Source organism: Acidisoma cellulosilyticum, assembly GCF_020621385.1.
In the GTDB taxonomy this organism is placed as follows: domain Bacteria; phylum Pseudomonadota; class Alphaproteobacteria; order Acetobacterales; family Acetobacteraceae; genus Acidisoma; species Acidisoma cellulosilyticum.
In genome coordinates, this window is the sequence record NZ_JAESVA010000002.1 from 625,795 (window position 1) to 640,295 (window position 14,501).

A 14,501-nucleotide genomic window follows, 5' to 3' on the forward strand; every position below is an offset into this window, starting at 1 on the left:
CATGGCGCTTCTTCTCTTCGTCACGCTTCTATGCTGCAGCCTGCTGATGCTGATCGCCTGGCGCGTGCAGCAGGCGAGCGGCAATAGTACCTGGATCGATGTCGCCTGGACTTTTGGCACCGGCGCCGCCGGCATCGGTCTCGTGCTTTGGCCTTTGCACGGTTATGGGCCGATCACCGGGCGACAGACGGTCGTGTCCGTCCTCGCTGCCATTTGGGCGCTGCGGCTCGGCATCCATCTTCTGCGCCGCGCGCTGAAAGGCCGTGACGATCCGCGCTATGCCAAGCTCAAGGACAGCTGGGGCGAAAGCTATGTGTGGAAGATGCCGGCCTTCCTGCAGATACAAGCGGTCAGCGTCTTTATCCTCGGCCTGTTCATCCTGCTCGCCGGGCGTAACCCGGCGCCCGGCCTCAACCCGCTCGACATTCTCGCGACCCTGGTTGCGGTCTGTTCCATCGCCGGGGAAGCAATAGCCGACCGTGAGGTCGCGCGCTTCGCGGCCGATCCCGCGAACAAGGGCAGGATCTGCGAGACAGGGCTTTGGGGCTGGTCGCGCCATCCCAATTACTTTTTCGAGTGGCTGATCTGGGTCGCCTATGCCCTTTTCGCAATCAGCGGTTTCGCATCGGCGTGGGGACTGCTCGCCTGGGCCGGCCCGATCGTCATGTATCTGGTCCTCGTTCACGCCTCCGGCATACCGCCGACGGAAGCGCATATGCTGCAGTCCCGCGGCGACGCATTCCGCGACTATCAACACCGCGTCTCCAAGTTTGTCCCCCTCCCGCCACGGAAACCTCGCCCATGACCGCGCTTGCGACCATCGCTGCCGCCACTGCCGAGCGCTTTCCCATCCCCGATGCGCTGTCGCGCCTCGGCATCACCATGATGGTCGCGCGCACGCGGGAGAAACTGGCCGCGCAGAGCGGCAGTGACGGGAAGTTCGCTGCCGATATGGTGGATTTTCCGATTGCGCAGCACACGGATGCCGCGAACGCGCAGCATTACGAAGTGCCGGCAGCCTTTTTCGGCAAAGTCTTGGGACAGCGACGCAAATATTCGTCCTGCCTTTATGAGACCGGGCGCGAAACCCTGGCCGAGGCTGAAATCCTGGCGCTGCAAGCGACCGTGGACCATGCCGCGATCATGGATGGGCAGGATATCCTGGAACTCGGCTGCGGTTGGGGGTCACTGACGCTGTTCATGGGCGAGATGTTTCCGAGCGCCCGCATCACTGCCGTCTCCAACTCGGCCTCTCAACGCGCCCATATCGAGGCCGAAGCGCGGTCGCGGGGTTTGACCAATATCCGCGTCATCACCGCCGATATGAACGATTTCCGTGCCGAGGGCCGTTTCGACCGCATCGTCTCGGTCGAGATGTTCGAGCATATGGCCAATTGGCGGCCGCTGCTGTCCGGCATGCGGGATTGGCTGAGGCCGAATGGTTTGGCGATGATCCATATCTTTACCCATCGCCTGGCGCCCTATCGCTTCGACCTGAACGACAAGGCGGATTGGATCGCGCAGCATTTCTTCACCGGCGGCATCATGCCGAGCCGCCAATTGATGCGCTGCTTCCCCGACCTTTTCTCCGTCGAACAGGAATGGCAGTGGAGCGGCCAGCATTATCAGCGCACGGCGGACGATTGGCTGCGCAATTTCGATGCGAACCGCGCAGACATCCGTCAGATCCTGTCACCCGTCTATGGGCGCGATACTGCTGTCTGGGAGCGCCGCTGGCGGCTGTTCTTCCTGGCCACCGCCGGCCTGTTCGGTCATGCCGACGGCGAGGAATGGGGCGTCACGCATTACCGCCTGCGGCCGGCGTAAGGTTGCTTCCGCATGATTCGGCCGGATTCACATTTGCAAAATCAAAATAGGACTATTGACCTTGCAATAAAAAACTATTCGGTTTTTGTTTGAATTTCGGCAAATTAAGCTTTTATAAATAAAACATCGACATAATCCCCGCTCCATCTACAAGACTTGGTCAATCCGGTTTTGCGAGGGGTTTCAGCGTGTCGATCAATCGTGCCAATGCTAAAAAACTATGGGCTGGTCTGGCCGCATTACTATCTTGCTCCGGATTATCGCTACCCGCCTTCGCCCAGACCTGGGCCGCACCGGACCATGCTTTTTTTGGCGGTGCCGGCGCCGGTTATAATCACACCGATTTCGGCAAACAGGACACCTATGCCATCGGTACTTCCGATAATTACGAAAATGGCAGCGTCTATTCGACGGGCTCGGCTGACGGCTACGGCACGGCCTCGCTCTCTTCCCCGTCCTCGGCTAGTCCCAATCTTCAGGTCGGATATTTCCAGCATTTCAGCGACAGCCCTTGGCTATGGGGCGCCAAGTTTTCCTATACGGATCTGCTGGCCAGCACGACGCAGAGCAATGTCGGCGTGCCGCAGGCCGGCACCTTCACCTATACCGATACGCATGAGGTCGTGCCCTTCACCGGCACCGTCGTGATCGGTTCCTATAAGACGAAAGCCAATAGCCGCTTTTCGCTGATGCCCTTCATCGGGCGGTCCTTCGGAAAGGGTTTCGTCTATCTCGGCATGGGCGCCACCGTGACCCAGGTCGACACGGATATGGACGACACTATCGGCTATGCAACCAGCGGCTCAGGCGTCAATACCAATATATCCGGCGCGCCCGCGAATTACGACACATCCGGCTGGGTGCTGGGCGGCGCGGTCGATATCGGTGTCACCTACTTCCTCAGCCCGACCTGGTTCCTCGATGCCGACTATACCGCCGCGAAAACCGCTGCGCAGAAGGGTGACTATAACTCGACCTTCGTGAACGCGGATTCGGTTCCGGGGACGACAGCCTATGGCACGCTTGCGGGCTACGCGTCAGAAAACATCGTCACGCAGAGCCTGACCATCACACTCAACAAGGCGTTCTAGAGCAGATCCCGGTCAGATGGAATCATCTGCCGGGTAAAGATGCTCGCAAAAACAATAAACTAGAGCGGCGCCTGTGAGCGTAAGCGAACAGGAAACGCTCTAGGCTTTGCCAGGCTCTGACTGAAGCGGCTCTATCTTCTCTTCCTCGCCGGGCTTGGCCAGCCGCGCTCGACCCGGCGATCCAATCCCACGCCTCAGACGCGGATCAAAAATGCGGGTCGACCATGAAATGGAACAGCACGAGGAGGAGCAGACTGACCACGAGCGCCACGATCATGCCGGCAGGTCGGAACGCCGATCCGCGTGCAGGCTGTGATTTCATCGGCTCGGCCATGTCTTCCTCCTACCGTCTCAGTCTTTAGTTTTTCTTCAGTCCTGAACTGCCACACGCGGAAACCGCGCCATGGCTTCCAGATCGTCCAGCTTCATATGGTTGCGCATATAAAGCTGACTGGCGTCGCGCACAGGCTGAAAATCCCAAGAGGTCTGCTGTCCTTTTTGCAGGGCTCGGGAAACCAGATGCCGGCGCTTCTGGCTGGCCAGTACCTGCGCGTGCAAACCCGGCAGATCCCAACGCCGGGCCGCTTCCTCCTGCATCGCGACCAGACGCGCATCATCCGGGTCAAGCGTCGCGATATTGTCCAATTCCTGCGGGTCGACCGCCAAATCATAGAAGCGGTCGGGATCGCTCGGGCAATGGATGTATTTCAACGTCCCGCGCCGGATCATGACCATGGGCGCGATGACACCTTCGGCACAGTATTCGCCGATCACCTCACCGTCATCATCCGCGCCCAGCGCATAGGGCAGCAGGTTGCGACCGTCATGATCGGTCGCGTAATCGGGCTCCTGGCCCTCACCCGCGACAGCCGCCAGCGTCGGCAGGATATCGACCAGCGAGACCGGGGCCGCGACGCGATGCGGCTGGAAACGGCCGGGCGCATGCATGATGAGGGGAATGCGCGATGCGCCCTCATAGAAGTTCATCTTGAACCACAGCCCGCGCTCACCCAGCATTTCGCCATGGTCGGCGATGACGATGGTGATGGTGTTATCGGCGAAAGCACTCTCGCGCAGCGCGCCGGTAATGCTGCCGACGTGATCGTCAAAATAGGAACAGGCGGCGTAATAGGCGTGGCGCGCGTCGCGCACTTGGCCCTCCGTAATCTCCTGCAAATCCTGGCCGCAAACATGACGGAGGCGCGCGGCATGGGGGTCTTCGCCGGCCGTCGCCGCGTCCACCTGCGGCATGTCGATCTCATCATCCGCATAGCGGGACCAATAGGGGTCGGCCATGGTGAAGGGGTCATGCGGATGCGTCATGGAAACGACCATGCAAAAGGGCCGACCGTCACGGTCCCGCGCCATGTCATAGATCTTCTGACGCGCGGCGAAGCCGACCTCCTCGTCGAAATCCATTTGGTTGGTGCGCACGCAACGTCCCGCCTGGGTAACGCTGTCCATGTTGTGATACCAATCCAGACGCTCATCCGGCCGCGTCCAATCCGGCGTCCAGCCGAAATCGGCCGGGTAGATGTCGGTCGTCAGCCGCTCCTCGAACCCATGGAGCTGATCGGGGCCGCAGAAATGCATCTTGCCGGCAAGGATGGTGCGGTAGCCGGCGGCACGCAGGTAATGCGCAAAGGTCGGGGATTGGGACGGAAACTCCACCGCATTGTCATAAGCGCCGGTCGCGGAGGGCAGACGACCGCTCATCAAAATGGCGCGGGACGGCGCGCAGAGCGGGCTGTTGCAATAGGCCGCGTCGAAGACCACGCCTTCGGCGGCCAGCCGGTCCAGATGCGGTGTCTTGACGACGGTATTGCCATAGGCTGGCAATGCGCCCGCCGTCATCTGGTCTGCCATCAGGATAAGAATATTCGGCCGCTGGGTCACGTTCAGTCCCTTCTGCAATCCCACGAGTAATCGCGCTTTAAGGCGAAAGCGTGAAGCGGTTGCGGCCTTATGGTGCTATCATGCTGGCTTATGGGAACATCGCGCACCCTTCCGCCCCTGCCCGCCCTGCTTGCTTTCGAAGCGGCCGCCGCCACCGAGAATTTCAGCCTCGCGGCCCGACAACTCGGCCAAAGCCAGGCGGCCGTCAGCCAGCATGTGGCGGCGCTGGAGCGCTTCATCGGCCAGCCGCTGTTCCGGCGCCTGCATCGCGGCGTGGCGCTGACCGAAGCCGGCAAGACGCTCCGGGCGGCACTCGCCCGCGGGTTCGACCTGATCGAGAGCACGTTGGAGGATTTGAGCCGCACGGGCAGCGCGCCCGCGCTGACCATCGCGACCGATTTCGGATTTGCCACGTTTTGGCTGATGCCAAGGCTGGAAGCGCTGGGCACCGCTTTACCGGGGGTGGAGGTGCGGCTGATCACCGGCCAGCAGGCGCCGCGCATGGCGATGCCGGAATGCGACGTCACCATTGCCTTCGGCGCCGCGAACCTGGGCGGCGAGTTCCTGTTCCCGGAAGAGGTCGTGCCGGTTTGCAGCCCGGCCTTTCTGACCCGGCATCGACGCCCGGATGGCAGTTTTGACTGGACGCGCCTGCCGCTACTGGAACTGGATGCGCCGGAGCCCGACCGCTGGATGGCTTGGACCGAATGGCTTTCCGCCAGCGGCCTGCCACCGCGACCGGCCCGCGCGCCGGTGCTGCATCTCAATACCTATCCGCTGGCGGTGGAGGCCGCGATGCTGGGCCAAGGCGCGGCACTCGGCTGGCAGCCGCTGCTCGCGCGGCATCTCGCTGCCGGCAGTCTGGTCGCGATGTCGGAAAAGGCGCTGAAGACCGAACGCGCCTATCGGCTTCTGATCAGCCGCCAGGCGGCTGAAAAACCGGCTGTCGCCGGCTTCCGCCGCTGGCTGCTGAGCGCCGTGTGATCAGGCTGATTTGCGCAGGGAGGCCACCAGCGCGGCTGCCTTCTGGCCCACGATCTCGGCCGTATCGCCCACCTTGTAGATAGCCGAGGCGATGCCGAAACCGGCGGCACCGGCGGCCGTCCATTCCGGGATGGTCTCAGCCGTCATGCCGCCCACCGGCACCACCATCGTGCCCGGCGGCAGAATAGCGCGAATGCCCCTCAGCGCGGCCGGGTTGGACGCTTCGGCCGGGAAGAGCTTGATGCAATCCGCACCGGCGCGCAGCAAGGTGAAGGCCTCCGCCGGGGTAAAGAATCCGGGCGCGGCCAGCATGCCGAGGCTTTTGGCGGTGCGCACGATCTCAGGGTCTGCATGCGGCGTCACGATCAGCTTGCCGCCGACCGCCGCGATCTCTCGCACCTGATCGGGCGTCATCACCGTGCCGGCACCGACCAGCATGCGGTCACCGAAATTCTCGGCGACCAGCTTGATGCTTTCCAGCGGCTGCGGGGAGTTCAGCGGCACTTCGACGATCGCGACACCGGCCGCTTCCAGGGCGGCGACGATGGGGATGACCTCATCCGGGCGCACACCGCGCAGGATGGCGATCAGCGGGCATTTCTCAAACCACTGTTTCATAACACTTTATTCCTTGTATCAGGCGGCCCAGGCCACGGCCTGCCCGATGCGATGCAACCCGGCGGGCGCCGCCTCGTAAGCCAGATTGCGGGCGGCCCCACCACAGAAGGCAATGGCATCGGCATAAAGGCCGCACAGTTTCGGATCGCCGATCAGCACGACGGGACCCGCGTTTTCATGGGCGGCCAGCGCGGCACGCACTTCATGGCCCAGCAACAGGCCCGAGAGATAGGACGCCGCAGAGGTTTCGGACAGGCGGCCGAACAGGCCCAGCGTGCGCACACCGAACAGATGGCGCAGCAGCCCGCCGGCATCCCCGCTGCGGGCAAGGCCCTGACGCAGCGCGTCCGGATCGGCCGGCGCATCGACCTTCATCATCCGGCCCAGAATGGTATGGCCGCTGAGCGCCGCGAACCCCTCGCCGGTCATATAGGTGGAGAAGCCGGTAATCCGCCCGCCCTCGATCCTCACCCATTTGGAATGGCTGCCGGGCATGCAGGCGACGCCGCGATCTCCGAACTCGGCCAAGGCGCCGATGATCTGCGTCTCCTCGCCGCGCATCACTTCCGGCACGCCGGCTTCCTCGGTCGTGACGCCGGGGATGATGCGGACCTCGGCCCCGTCATAGGTGACGGGGATGGTGGCGGACGCAAGGTCGGCGGCACCGGCCGGGCAATTGGCATAAGGCGCTTCCACCCAGCCCTGGCGGCTGCCGATCATGCCCGAAAGCAGAACCCGGCGTTCGCCGCCATTCACCCAGGGCTGGATCGTGCGGCGCAGGACATCGGCGAAACGCCCATTCTCCACGAACATGATGCCGGAATGGGCGGAAGCCTTGTCCAGCACCTGGCCGTTCGGCCCGATCCGGTAGGCGCGAAAACTGCTCGTGCCCCAATCAACACCAATCATTGAGACAGGATCCTCATGCGCTCGGTTCGGTTTCCGGAAACGGAAAGTCCAGTATCGAAACATGGGCGGCGACGATCCGCCAATGGCCGTCGAGCTTCACCCAGGTCTGCATCTGCCGGCCCGTTTTCCCGGTTGACCGGCGCCGAAAGAGCGTGCTCGCGGTGCCGAAATCCTCACCGAAGGTCGTGACCAAGGTGCGGGCCAGGTCACGGTCCAGATCGCCCGAGCCGCGCCCCTGGCGGAAGGCCGCGATCTCCGCCGCGCCATAAAGGTTCTCGCCGCCACCATAGCGGATGGTCTCCGCGCTGTCCCAGAACAGCGCCGTCAGCGTATCGACGTCATTGGTGACGAGGGCGACCTCGTAGCGCTCGAACTCCGCCGTCAGTTCCGCCAACGGGGCGGGCTTGTTGATCTCCATCGACATTCTCTCTTCAGTCCTGGAAAGCCGGGGCGATGGGCGACCGGCAAATACCTTGTTCTTCCAATGCCGCGGCGGTGCGAACCAGCAGGTCTTCCCGCCAGGGTGCCGCGATCAGCTGCACCGCGATCGGCAGCTTACCTTCGGCATTCTGCAGCGGCACGGCCAGCACCGGCAGGCCGATGCAGGTGATGGGCTGGGTGAACAACCCGAAGGACGGTCGCAGCGGCATGGTCAAACCGTCGACCGTCAGCCGCTCCTGTCCGATGGGCTGGGCCGGCACGGCAGTCGCCGGCGCGATCAGCACATCATAGTCGCGGAACAGCTCGGCCATCGCGGCCCGCCACAAGGCGCGGACCTTCAGCGCATGCTGATACCACTCGGCCGGGATCAGCGCGCCGGCCAGCAGACGGTCCCGCGAGAGGGGTTCCATATCCGCGCGCCGCTCGCGCAGATGCGCGCGGTGTTGCCCTGCCCCTTCCACCCCAGTGATGACGAAGGCCGCCGACCGGCCGGCCGCCGTGATATCTGGCGCGGCGACGGACACCGCCTTCAGCGCCGCGCTGATCCGCTCGACCGCGCCGCGCGCGGCTTCGCCCAAAGGCTTGTCGAAATAGCCGCCGAGCCGGCCGAAACGAAGACCGTCGATGCCCGCGCCCAGGTCCGGCAAGACGGGCTCCAACGGACGCGGCACCTGCCCGGCATCCGCCTCGTCCCGCCCCTGCATGACATCATAGGCGAGGGCGAGATCGGCCACCGTGCGGGCGAAGGGACCGATATGGTCCAGGCTCGGCACGAAAGCGATGGACCCCGCGCGGGACAGGCGACCATAGGTCGGCTTGAGGCCGAAAATGCCGTTCATACTGGCCGGCACGCGGATGGAGCCATTGGTATCGGTCCCGAGCGTCAGCGGCACCAGACCGGCGGCGATGGCAGCCCCCGATCCGCCGGATGACCCGCCCGCGCTGCGCGTCAGATCATGCGGATTGCGCGCCGGGCCGTAATGGGTGTTCTCGGTCGTGAAACCGTAGGCGTATTCGTCCATATTCAGCGCGCCGATACAGAGGCCGCCGGCCGCCTTCAGCTGCGCCACCGCAAAGCAATCGGCCGTCGCCGGTGCGTTATCGGCTTCGATCTTCGAACCGGCGAGCGTCGTGACACCTTCGATATCGAACAGGTTCTTCACGGCATAAGGCACGCCTGCCAGGGGCCCGACATCCTCGCCGCGCGCGATCGCCGCATCGACGGCCGCCGCATCGGCCAAAGCGCGCGCTTCGGTCACTTCGGTGAAGGCATTCACCTTGGAATCCAGCGCCTGAACGCGGTCGAGCGTCGCGCGCGCGACTTCGGTCGCCGAGATCGCACCGCTTTTAATCTCGCGGGCGATATCGCCCGCCGATTGGGTGATGATGGACATGGCGCGCACCCTCAGGGCTGGAAAACAAGAGCGGGCTCAACCGTCGCATCGACCGGCCAAGTCAGCACCGGCTCCGCGAAACGGGTGACGAGCACGAAGGCCGCGGTGACGCGGGCAAGCTCGGCCTCGTCAAGGCCCAGCCCCTGCAGATTGGCGGCGGCGCGCACATAAGCCGCGATATCATTGGCCTCATCCATGCCCGGATCTCCTGAAAATCGTCAGGACCAGAGCTTGCCCGAGGCTGACCAGCGCCGCCAGTCATCAGAGCGATGAATTGTCGCTACAGCGAGAACAGCCGCGTCTCTCCACTGCCGAGCGTGACGAAGGCGTCATCCGCCAAGCCTGCGGCAGCCCGCGCCGCCGCCATATCGCGCGGCGGGGCCCCGATCGGCTCATCCGTCAGCTTGAAGGTGCCGAAATGCATGCCGATGGACTGCCGCGCGCCCATGGCGACATGCGCTGCCACGGCCTCCGCCGGGTTGACGTGCACCGCCGCCATGATCTGCCGCGGCTCATAGGCGCCGATGGGAATGAGGGCGAGATCGGGCGAGCCGAGGCGCTGGCCGATCGTCGCCCAATGACGGCCATGGCCGGAATCGCCGGCGAAGAAAATCTGGTGACGGCCGGTCTTGAGCATGAAGCCGCCCCACAGGCTTTGTCCCCGATCCCAGAGCGTGCGAGCGGAGAAATGCCGGGCCGGCGTCACCGTGATGCTGGTGCCATCCGCCAGCCGCGTCTCACCCCACCAGTCCAGCTCAGTAACGCGGTTCAGGCCGACCTTCGCCAGATGCCGGGCATTGCCGAGTGGCGTCACCACAACGGGATCATCCCGCCGGCGAATGGCCCGCAGGCTGGGGAAATCCATGTGGTCGTAGTGGTTATGGGAGAGCAGCAGCAGATCGATCTTGGGCAGATCGCGAAATGCCCGGCCTGGCGGGCGGGCGCGCTTCGGCCCCGCCCAGGAGACGGGGGAGCAGCGGTCGCTGAAGACCGGATCGGTCAGGATCGTCAGGTTCGGCAGGCGGATCAGGAAGCTGCTATGGCCGATGAAGGTGACGGACACCGCCCCCGGCGGCGGCAAACGGTGCGGATCGCCCGCGGGCGCGGGGTCCGGCGGCAGGACGGGCCAGGGCTGCCGATCCTCGCGAAAACGCCAGCGCAGGATGCTGATCAACCCGCCGCGCTTGCGCGGCTTTCCCTTTGGGCCAGCCTCTACCGGGATGGGGACCGGCGGAATATGCGCCGCCTCCATGGCCGGCGGATTGAAGAAGATGGCGCCGTTGAAATGGTCCGAGACAGGATAGGCGGGTGGTTGAGGCAAGAGCCAGAATCTCTCTGCAGTAGCGGTAATCTTCGCATTATGTAGGAGGTCGCAGCGCAGAGGCCATAGCCGCCGGGATGACGGGACGTCGTCTGTCCGATGTTTAACGTGGCGGCGCCTTCTCCCTCCCAGCGGGCTCCCTGCGGGCGACGGCCGTCTCACGCAATCGTCACCAGGCCTGACCAAGCTCCGTGACGAATTGGCAAGGAACCGACTGGCGGTCAGCGCTAGAACGCCAGAACATGCTGTTCATTATGGACAATAAGGCGCTAGCCTTTCAATCGATGCGGGAGAGCCAAGCCCAAGTGTCATCGGACTATGCTGACATTCTAGCCCAGTGCTACCGCCTGTCCCGCCTGGGATTGCTCGACCAGGCGAAATCCTCCGTGTCTATCCTGTTGGATGCGCCCGAGGATGCGGTGCCGAAGCCCATCCTCCTCGACGCCCTCACCCGCCTCATCTGGATCGAGTTTCATCGCGGCCATCACCGGGAAGCAGCCGAGGTCGCAATCACGGCCATCGCCTTAGCCTGCCACTTGCAGGACCCGGCAAGGGAAGCGATCGCCCGCGCCTATCATGCCCGCGTGCTTTGCGAGGGAAATGACATCATCCGGGCCGCCGATGAGGCGACGGCGGCGGTTCGCATTGCGCGCACCACCGAACAGCCGCTTCCTCAATCAATCGCTTTGACGATCCTCGCGATCATCTGCTCGCCGCTCGGCATCAACGATGCCGGCGTAGACCTGGCACGCGAAGCGATAGAACTTGCCGAGCGGTCGGGCGACAGCGAAGCGATCGCTCATGCGCTCATCAACGACGGCTCCATCCATGCCGATTACCTGTATCGCCTCGGGTCCGGAACCGCCGAGGAAAAGCAGGGTTTTCTGACCCACGCGATCCAGCAGACCGAACGCGCCCGCAGGCTCGCCAGCGCCCATGATGACGGGGAGATGTGTCGCCTGGCCGGCTTCAACCTCGTCGAATTCCTTCTGATGGCCGACAGGCGCGAGCAGGCCGAAGCCGTCTTGCGGGATAGCGATCTTCATACCGAGAACGCCAGCCCGCGCGGCGCCATTCACCTGACCCATATCGAAAACCTGCTGCAAATCGCACGCGGCGATATCACCGGCGCCATCGCCTCGCTGCAACGCGCGATCGACGTCTATATCGCCTATCCTTTTATCGAATTGGCGGTATTTTCATCGGGATATCTTGCGCGTGCCTTGGCACAGACTGGCAACTTCGAAAGTGCCTATTACGAGCAGGAGCGCTTTCAGACATTGTCTCGACAGCTTCGTGACCGGCAGGGTGGTGCCCATCTGCGATCCGCGCTTGTCCGCGACCAGGTCAATGAATTGCGTGCTGCCATTTCTATCGAACGCGAGCGCATCAAGGCCCTGGAGAAGGTGCATGCCGACCTGCAAGCCGAGGCTGACCGCCTGTTGCAATCGTCGCTGGAAGACCCGCTGACCGGCACCGGTAATCGCCGCAGGATGACGGCGGTGGTCGCCGAACTCAATGCCAATGCAACGCCCTATGCGATCCTGCTTCTCGATCTGGATCACTTCAAGGCGGTGAACGACCGCTTTTCTCATCTGGTGGGCGACGCCGTCATCAAAACCGTGGCGACGATCCTCCATCGCAATCTGTCAGAGCAAGCGGATCTGGCGGGTGTCGCCATTCGTCTCGGCGGTGAGGAATTTTCCGTGATCCTCGTGACCGTCGACCAGACCGCTGCCAAGGCCTTTTGCGAAAGGATGCGAACCGCGATCGAGCATAACGATTGGGACGGCATCGCGACAGGCCTGCACGTGACGGCGAGCATCGGACTAGCGATGTCGCGGGAAGGTGCGGATGACGCGTCCCGCATGGCGCTTGCGGATGCCAGACTGTACCGCGCCAAGCATCAGGGGCGAAACCGCGTCGTGGCCGATGACGTCACTGTCGGATAGAGGTCTTGATAGAAGCCTGGCTGCCCGCGCCTAGCATAACGGCCGAGAGCGGGGATCGGATATGCCGGACATCACCGGTCATGTCGTTTCCCGCTCGATGATCTGGTAAGGGATCGGATGCTGCTCCGCCGCCAGGCGGGCGCCGGCGCGCATGGCCTCGATCGAACGCCAAAGCAGCGCGCCGGCCGCCATGCCGATGCCCATGGGATCGACGGAAACCGTCGTCAAACGCGGATGACAGCAGCGCGCGACCTCAAAATCGCCGAAACCGGCAATGGCGATCTGCCCCGGAACGGCCCAGCCACGCCGCTGACATTCCGTCATCGCGCCGAAAGCCGAAAGATCCGAGACGCAGACCACGGCATCAACGCCAGGCCAATGCGCCATCATCTGCGTCATGGCGATGCTGCCATGGTCCATGCTGATCGGCGCTTCGCCGAAGGCGATCACGCGGCCCAGGGGCAGGCCAAGCTCGGCCACGGCCGCCTCATACCCCGCACGGCGCGCGGCACCGCGCGTATCGCGCAGGCCGGCGCCCCCCAGGAAGCCGATCTCCCGATAGCCAAGCTGATAGAGCCGATGCACCAGCGCGCGCATGGCCCCCACATTGGAAAACCCGACGACATGCTCGATAGGATCGGTGGGCAGGTCCCAGGTTTCCACCACCGGCACGCCGGCGCCCTGCAACAAGCGGCGCAGCTTGGGTGAGTGGTCACCGCCGGTGACGATGATCCCCTCCGGTCGGCGGCGCAGCATGGCTTCCGCCAGCCGCTCCTCCTTCTCCTGCACATAATCGGTCGCGCCCAGCAGAAGCTGCAAGCCGCTCTGCTCCAGCGCGCGCTCCATACCCCGCGCCGTATCGGAGAAGTTGGAATTGTTGAGCGAGGGAATAAGCGCCGCCACAAAACCTGAGCGTTTGGAGGAGAGCGTGCCGGCCGTCTGGTCCAGCACATAGCCGAGTTCATCGACCGCTTTCAGAATGCGCAGCCGCGTCTTGTCGGAGACCGCGCCATCGGCTTTCAGCGCCCGCGACACGGTCATGGCCGAAACGCCGGCCCGCTTCGCGACATCCGTCATCTTCGGCGCCGCGCGGGGGAGAAGGTGGGACGCGTCCTCCCCCGCGGCCGCCACGTCCTGGTCGTTACCAGCCGTAGGGATGGGCATTGACATAGATGGAATAGAGCGACGTCTGCGCGGTGATATAAAGACGGTTGCGCTTGGCACCGCCGAAGGTGACATTGGCCACCGTCTCACCCACCGGAATGCGACCGATCATTGTGCCGTCAGCCGCGTAGATCGCGACCGCGTCACCGGCCGAGGTCCAGATATTGCCGGCGCGATCGACACGGAAACCGTCATAGAGACCCGCTTCCATCGTCGAGAAGATCCCCTTGCGGCTGACCGAACGACCATCGGCGGCAACCGTATAAGCGACGATCTTGGGCGTGCAGGACGGATCATGCGTCACCCCGGTATCGACGACATAAAGCAGATCCTCCTCGGGTGAGAAGGCAAGCCCATTGGGCCGCAGCAGATCGTTCACCACCATCGTCATCTCGCCCGTCTCGGGATCGAGACGATAGACATCCGCGCTGCCGATTTCGGATTCCGCCGCGTCACCCTCGTATTCGCTATCGATGCCGTAGGTCGGATCGGTGAACCAGATGCTGCCGTCACGCTTGACGACGACGTCATTGGGTGAATTCAGCCGCTTGCCCTGAAAACGATCGACCAGATTCGTCCAGCGCCCATCATGCTCCAACCGGGAGACGCGACGACCGCTATGCTCGCAGGCGATCACGCGTCCCTGCAGATCCAGCGTATGGCCGTTCTGATTGCCGCAGGGCGATTCGAAAATGCTGACGGAACTATCCGTCTCATCAAAGCGCATCAGACGGTTGTTCGGAATATCCGACCAGAGCAGGCTTTTCGCGGCCGGCACATAGACCGGACCTTCCGCCCAGCGCATGCCCGTATGCAGCTTCTCCAGCCTGGCATGGCCGATGATCAGCTGCTTGAAGCGCGGATCGAGAATCTCATAAGTCATCGAACGTCCTCATTATTTTTA

General features: G+C 63.5%; 15 protein-coding genes. 5 read left to right on the forward strand and 10 right to left on the reverse strand.

What is annotated here, in order from left to right; translation table 11 throughout:
- Window position 1 precedes the first annotated feature (1 nt).
- The 3 genes from ACELLULO517_RS07350 (at window position 2) to ACELLULO517_RS07360 (ending at window position 2,918) form a co-directional block, all read left to right on the forward strand.
- Window positions 2–805 (forward strand): DUF1295 domain-containing protein, encoded by an 804-nt coding sequence (locus ACELLULO517_RS07350; protein WP_227306648.1) that lies wholly within the window; start codon window positions 2–4, stop codon window positions 803–805.
- A complete protein-coding gene (locus ACELLULO517_RS07355) occupies window positions 802–1,827 on the forward strand; it encodes an SAM-dependent methyltransferase (RefSeq protein WP_227306649.1) in 1,026 nt (341 codons plus the stop codon). Before ACELLULO517_RS07350 ends, ACELLULO517_RS07355 begins: the two co-directional genes overlap by 4 nt.
- A 188-nt stretch (window positions 1,828–2,015) precedes the next feature.
- Window positions 2,016–2,918 (forward strand): outer membrane protein, encoded by a 903-nt coding sequence (locus ACELLULO517_RS07360; RefSeq protein WP_227306650.1) that lies wholly within the window; start codon window positions 2,016–2,018, stop codon window positions 2,916–2,918.
- 205 nt (window positions 2,919–3,123) lie between these two features.
- Here ACELLULO517_RS07360 and ACELLULO517_RS28580 read toward each other — a convergent pair whose 3' ends face one another.
- Window positions 3,124–3,252 (reverse strand): hypothetical protein, encoded by a 129-nt coding sequence (locus ACELLULO517_RS28580; protein ID WP_264481371.1) that lies wholly within the window; start codon window positions 3,250–3,252, stop codon window positions 3,124–3,126.
- Window positions 3,253–3,287: 35 nt separating this feature from the next.
- Window positions 3,288–4,814, reverse strand: a complete 1,527-nt coding sequence (betC, locus tag ACELLULO517_RS07365; protein WP_227306651.1) for a choline-sulfatase — start codon at window positions 4,812–4,814, stop codon at window positions 3,288–3,290.
- A gap of 90 nt (window positions 4,815–4,904) precedes the next feature.
- Here betC and ACELLULO517_RS07370 point away from each other — a divergent pair, with 90 nt between their 5' ends.
- A complete protein-coding gene (locus ACELLULO517_RS07370) occupies window positions 4,905–5,798 on the forward strand; it encodes a LysR substrate-binding domain-containing protein (RefSeq protein ID WP_227306652.1) in 894 nt (297 codons plus the stop codon).
- Here the strand turns inward: ACELLULO517_RS07370 and ACELLULO517_RS07375 are convergent, their stop codons facing one another.
- From ACELLULO517_RS07375 to ACELLULO517_RS07400, 6 genes are all read right to left on the reverse strand, one after another.
- On the reverse strand, window positions 5,799–6,416 hold the full coding sequence (locus ACELLULO517_RS07375) for a 2-dehydro-3-deoxy-6-phosphogalactonate aldolase (protein ID WP_227306653.1): 618 nt from the start codon (window positions 6,414–6,416) through the stop codon (window positions 5,799–5,801). It lies immediately after the preceding gene.
- 18 nt (window positions 6,417–6,434) lie between these two features.
- Window positions 6,435–7,325: a 2-dehydro-3-deoxygalactonokinase gene (locus tag ACELLULO517_RS07380; protein WP_227306654.1), complete on the reverse strand. Its 891-nt coding sequence runs from the start codon at window positions 7,323–7,325 to the stop codon at window positions 6,435–6,437.
- A 13-nt stretch (window positions 7,326–7,338) separates the two neighbouring features.
- Entirely contained in the window at window positions 7,339–7,749 is a 411-nt protein-coding gene (hpxZ, locus tag ACELLULO517_RS07385; protein WP_227306655.1) for an oxalurate catabolism protein HpxZ, read from the reverse strand.
- Between the two features lie 7 nt (window positions 7,750–7,756).
- The gene (locus ACELLULO517_RS07390; protein WP_227306656.1) at window positions 7,757–9,160 is read right to left on the reverse strand and encodes an AtzE family amidohydrolase; all 1,404 of its coding nucleotides are present in this window, start codon (window positions 9,158–9,160) and stop codon (window positions 7,757–7,759) included.
- 11 nt (window positions 9,161–9,171) lie between these two features.
- Entirely contained in the window at window positions 9,172–9,357 is a 186-nt protein-coding gene (locus ACELLULO517_RS07395) for an AtzG-like protein (RefSeq protein ID WP_227306657.1), read from the reverse strand.
- Between the two features lie 83 nt (window positions 9,358–9,440).
- Entirely contained in the window at window positions 9,441–10,481 is a 1,041-nt protein-coding gene (locus ACELLULO517_RS07400) for an MBL fold metallo-hydrolase (protein WP_227306658.1), read from the reverse strand.
- 305 nt (window positions 10,482–10,786) lie between these two features.
- Between ACELLULO517_RS07400 and ACELLULO517_RS28870 the strand changes: the two genes are divergently transcribed.
- Window positions 10,787–12,433 (forward strand): GGDEF domain-containing protein, encoded by a 1,647-nt coding sequence (locus ACELLULO517_RS28870; RefSeq protein WP_227306659.1) that lies wholly within the window; start codon window positions 10,787–10,789, stop codon window positions 12,431–12,433.
- 78 nt (window positions 12,434–12,511) lie between these two features.
- On the opposite strand, the gene ACELLULO517_RS07410 is transcribed toward ACELLULO517_RS28870, so the two are convergent.
- Together ACELLULO517_RS07410 and ACELLULO517_RS07415 are read right to left on the reverse strand one after the other, a co-directional pair.
- Complete coding sequence (locus ACELLULO517_RS07410) at window positions 12,512–13,510, reverse strand: LacI family DNA-binding transcriptional regulator (RefSeq protein ID WP_264481372.1); 999 nt, start codon at window positions 13,508–13,510, stop codon at window positions 12,512–12,514.
- A 64-nt stretch (window positions 13,511–13,574) separates the two neighbouring features.
- Window positions 13,575–14,480, reverse strand: a complete 906-nt coding sequence (locus ACELLULO517_RS07415; protein ID WP_227306661.1) for an SMP-30/gluconolactonase/LRE family protein — start codon at window positions 14,478–14,480, stop codon at window positions 13,575–13,577.
- Between the last annotated feature and the right edge of the window lie 21 nt (window positions 14,481–14,501).

Coding starts and splice junctions, on each gene's coding strand:
- ACELLULO517_RS07395 (WP_227306657.1), bottom strand. CDS start 9,357: ATGGATGAGGCCAATGATATCGCGGCTTATGTGCGCGCCGCCGCCAAT.
- ACELLULO517_RS07380 (WP_227306654.1), bottom strand. CDS start 7,325: ATGATTGGTGTTGATTGGGGCACGAGCAGTTTTCGCGCCTACCGGATC.
- ACELLULO517_RS07410 (WP_264481372.1), bottom strand. CDS start 13,510: ATGACGGATGTCGCGAAGCGGGCCGGCGTTTCGGCCATGACCGTGTCG.
- hpxZ (WP_227306655.1), bottom strand. CDS start 7,749: ATGTCGATGGAGATCAACAAGCCCGCCCCGTTGGCGGAACTGACGGCG.
- ACELLULO517_RS28580 (WP_264481371.1), bottom strand. CDS start 3,252: ATGGCCGAGCCGATGAAATCACAGCCTGCACGCGGATCGGCGTTCCGA.
- ACELLULO517_RS07390 (WP_227306656.1), bottom strand. CDS start 9,160: ATGTCCATCATCACCCAATCGGCGGGCGATATCGCCCGCGAGATTAAA.
- ACELLULO517_RS07355 (WP_227306649.1), top strand. CDS start 802: ATGACCGCGCTTGCGACCATCGCTGCCGCCACTGCCGAGCGCTTTCCC.
- ACELLULO517_RS07370 (WP_227306652.1), top strand. CDS start 4,905: ATGGGAACATCGCGCACCCTTCCGCCCCTGCCCGCCCTGCTTGCTTTC.
- ACELLULO517_RS07415 (WP_227306661.1), bottom strand. CDS start 14,480: ATGACTTATGAGATTCTCGATCCGCGCTTCAAGCAGCTGATCATCGGC.
- ACELLULO517_RS07375 (WP_227306653.1), bottom strand. CDS start 6,416: ATGAAACAGTGGTTTGAGAAATGCCCGCTGATCGCCATCCTGCGCGGT.
- ACELLULO517_RS07350 (WP_227306648.1), top strand. CDS start 2: ATGGCGCTTCTTCTCTTCGTCACGCTTCTATGCTGCAGCCTGCTGATG.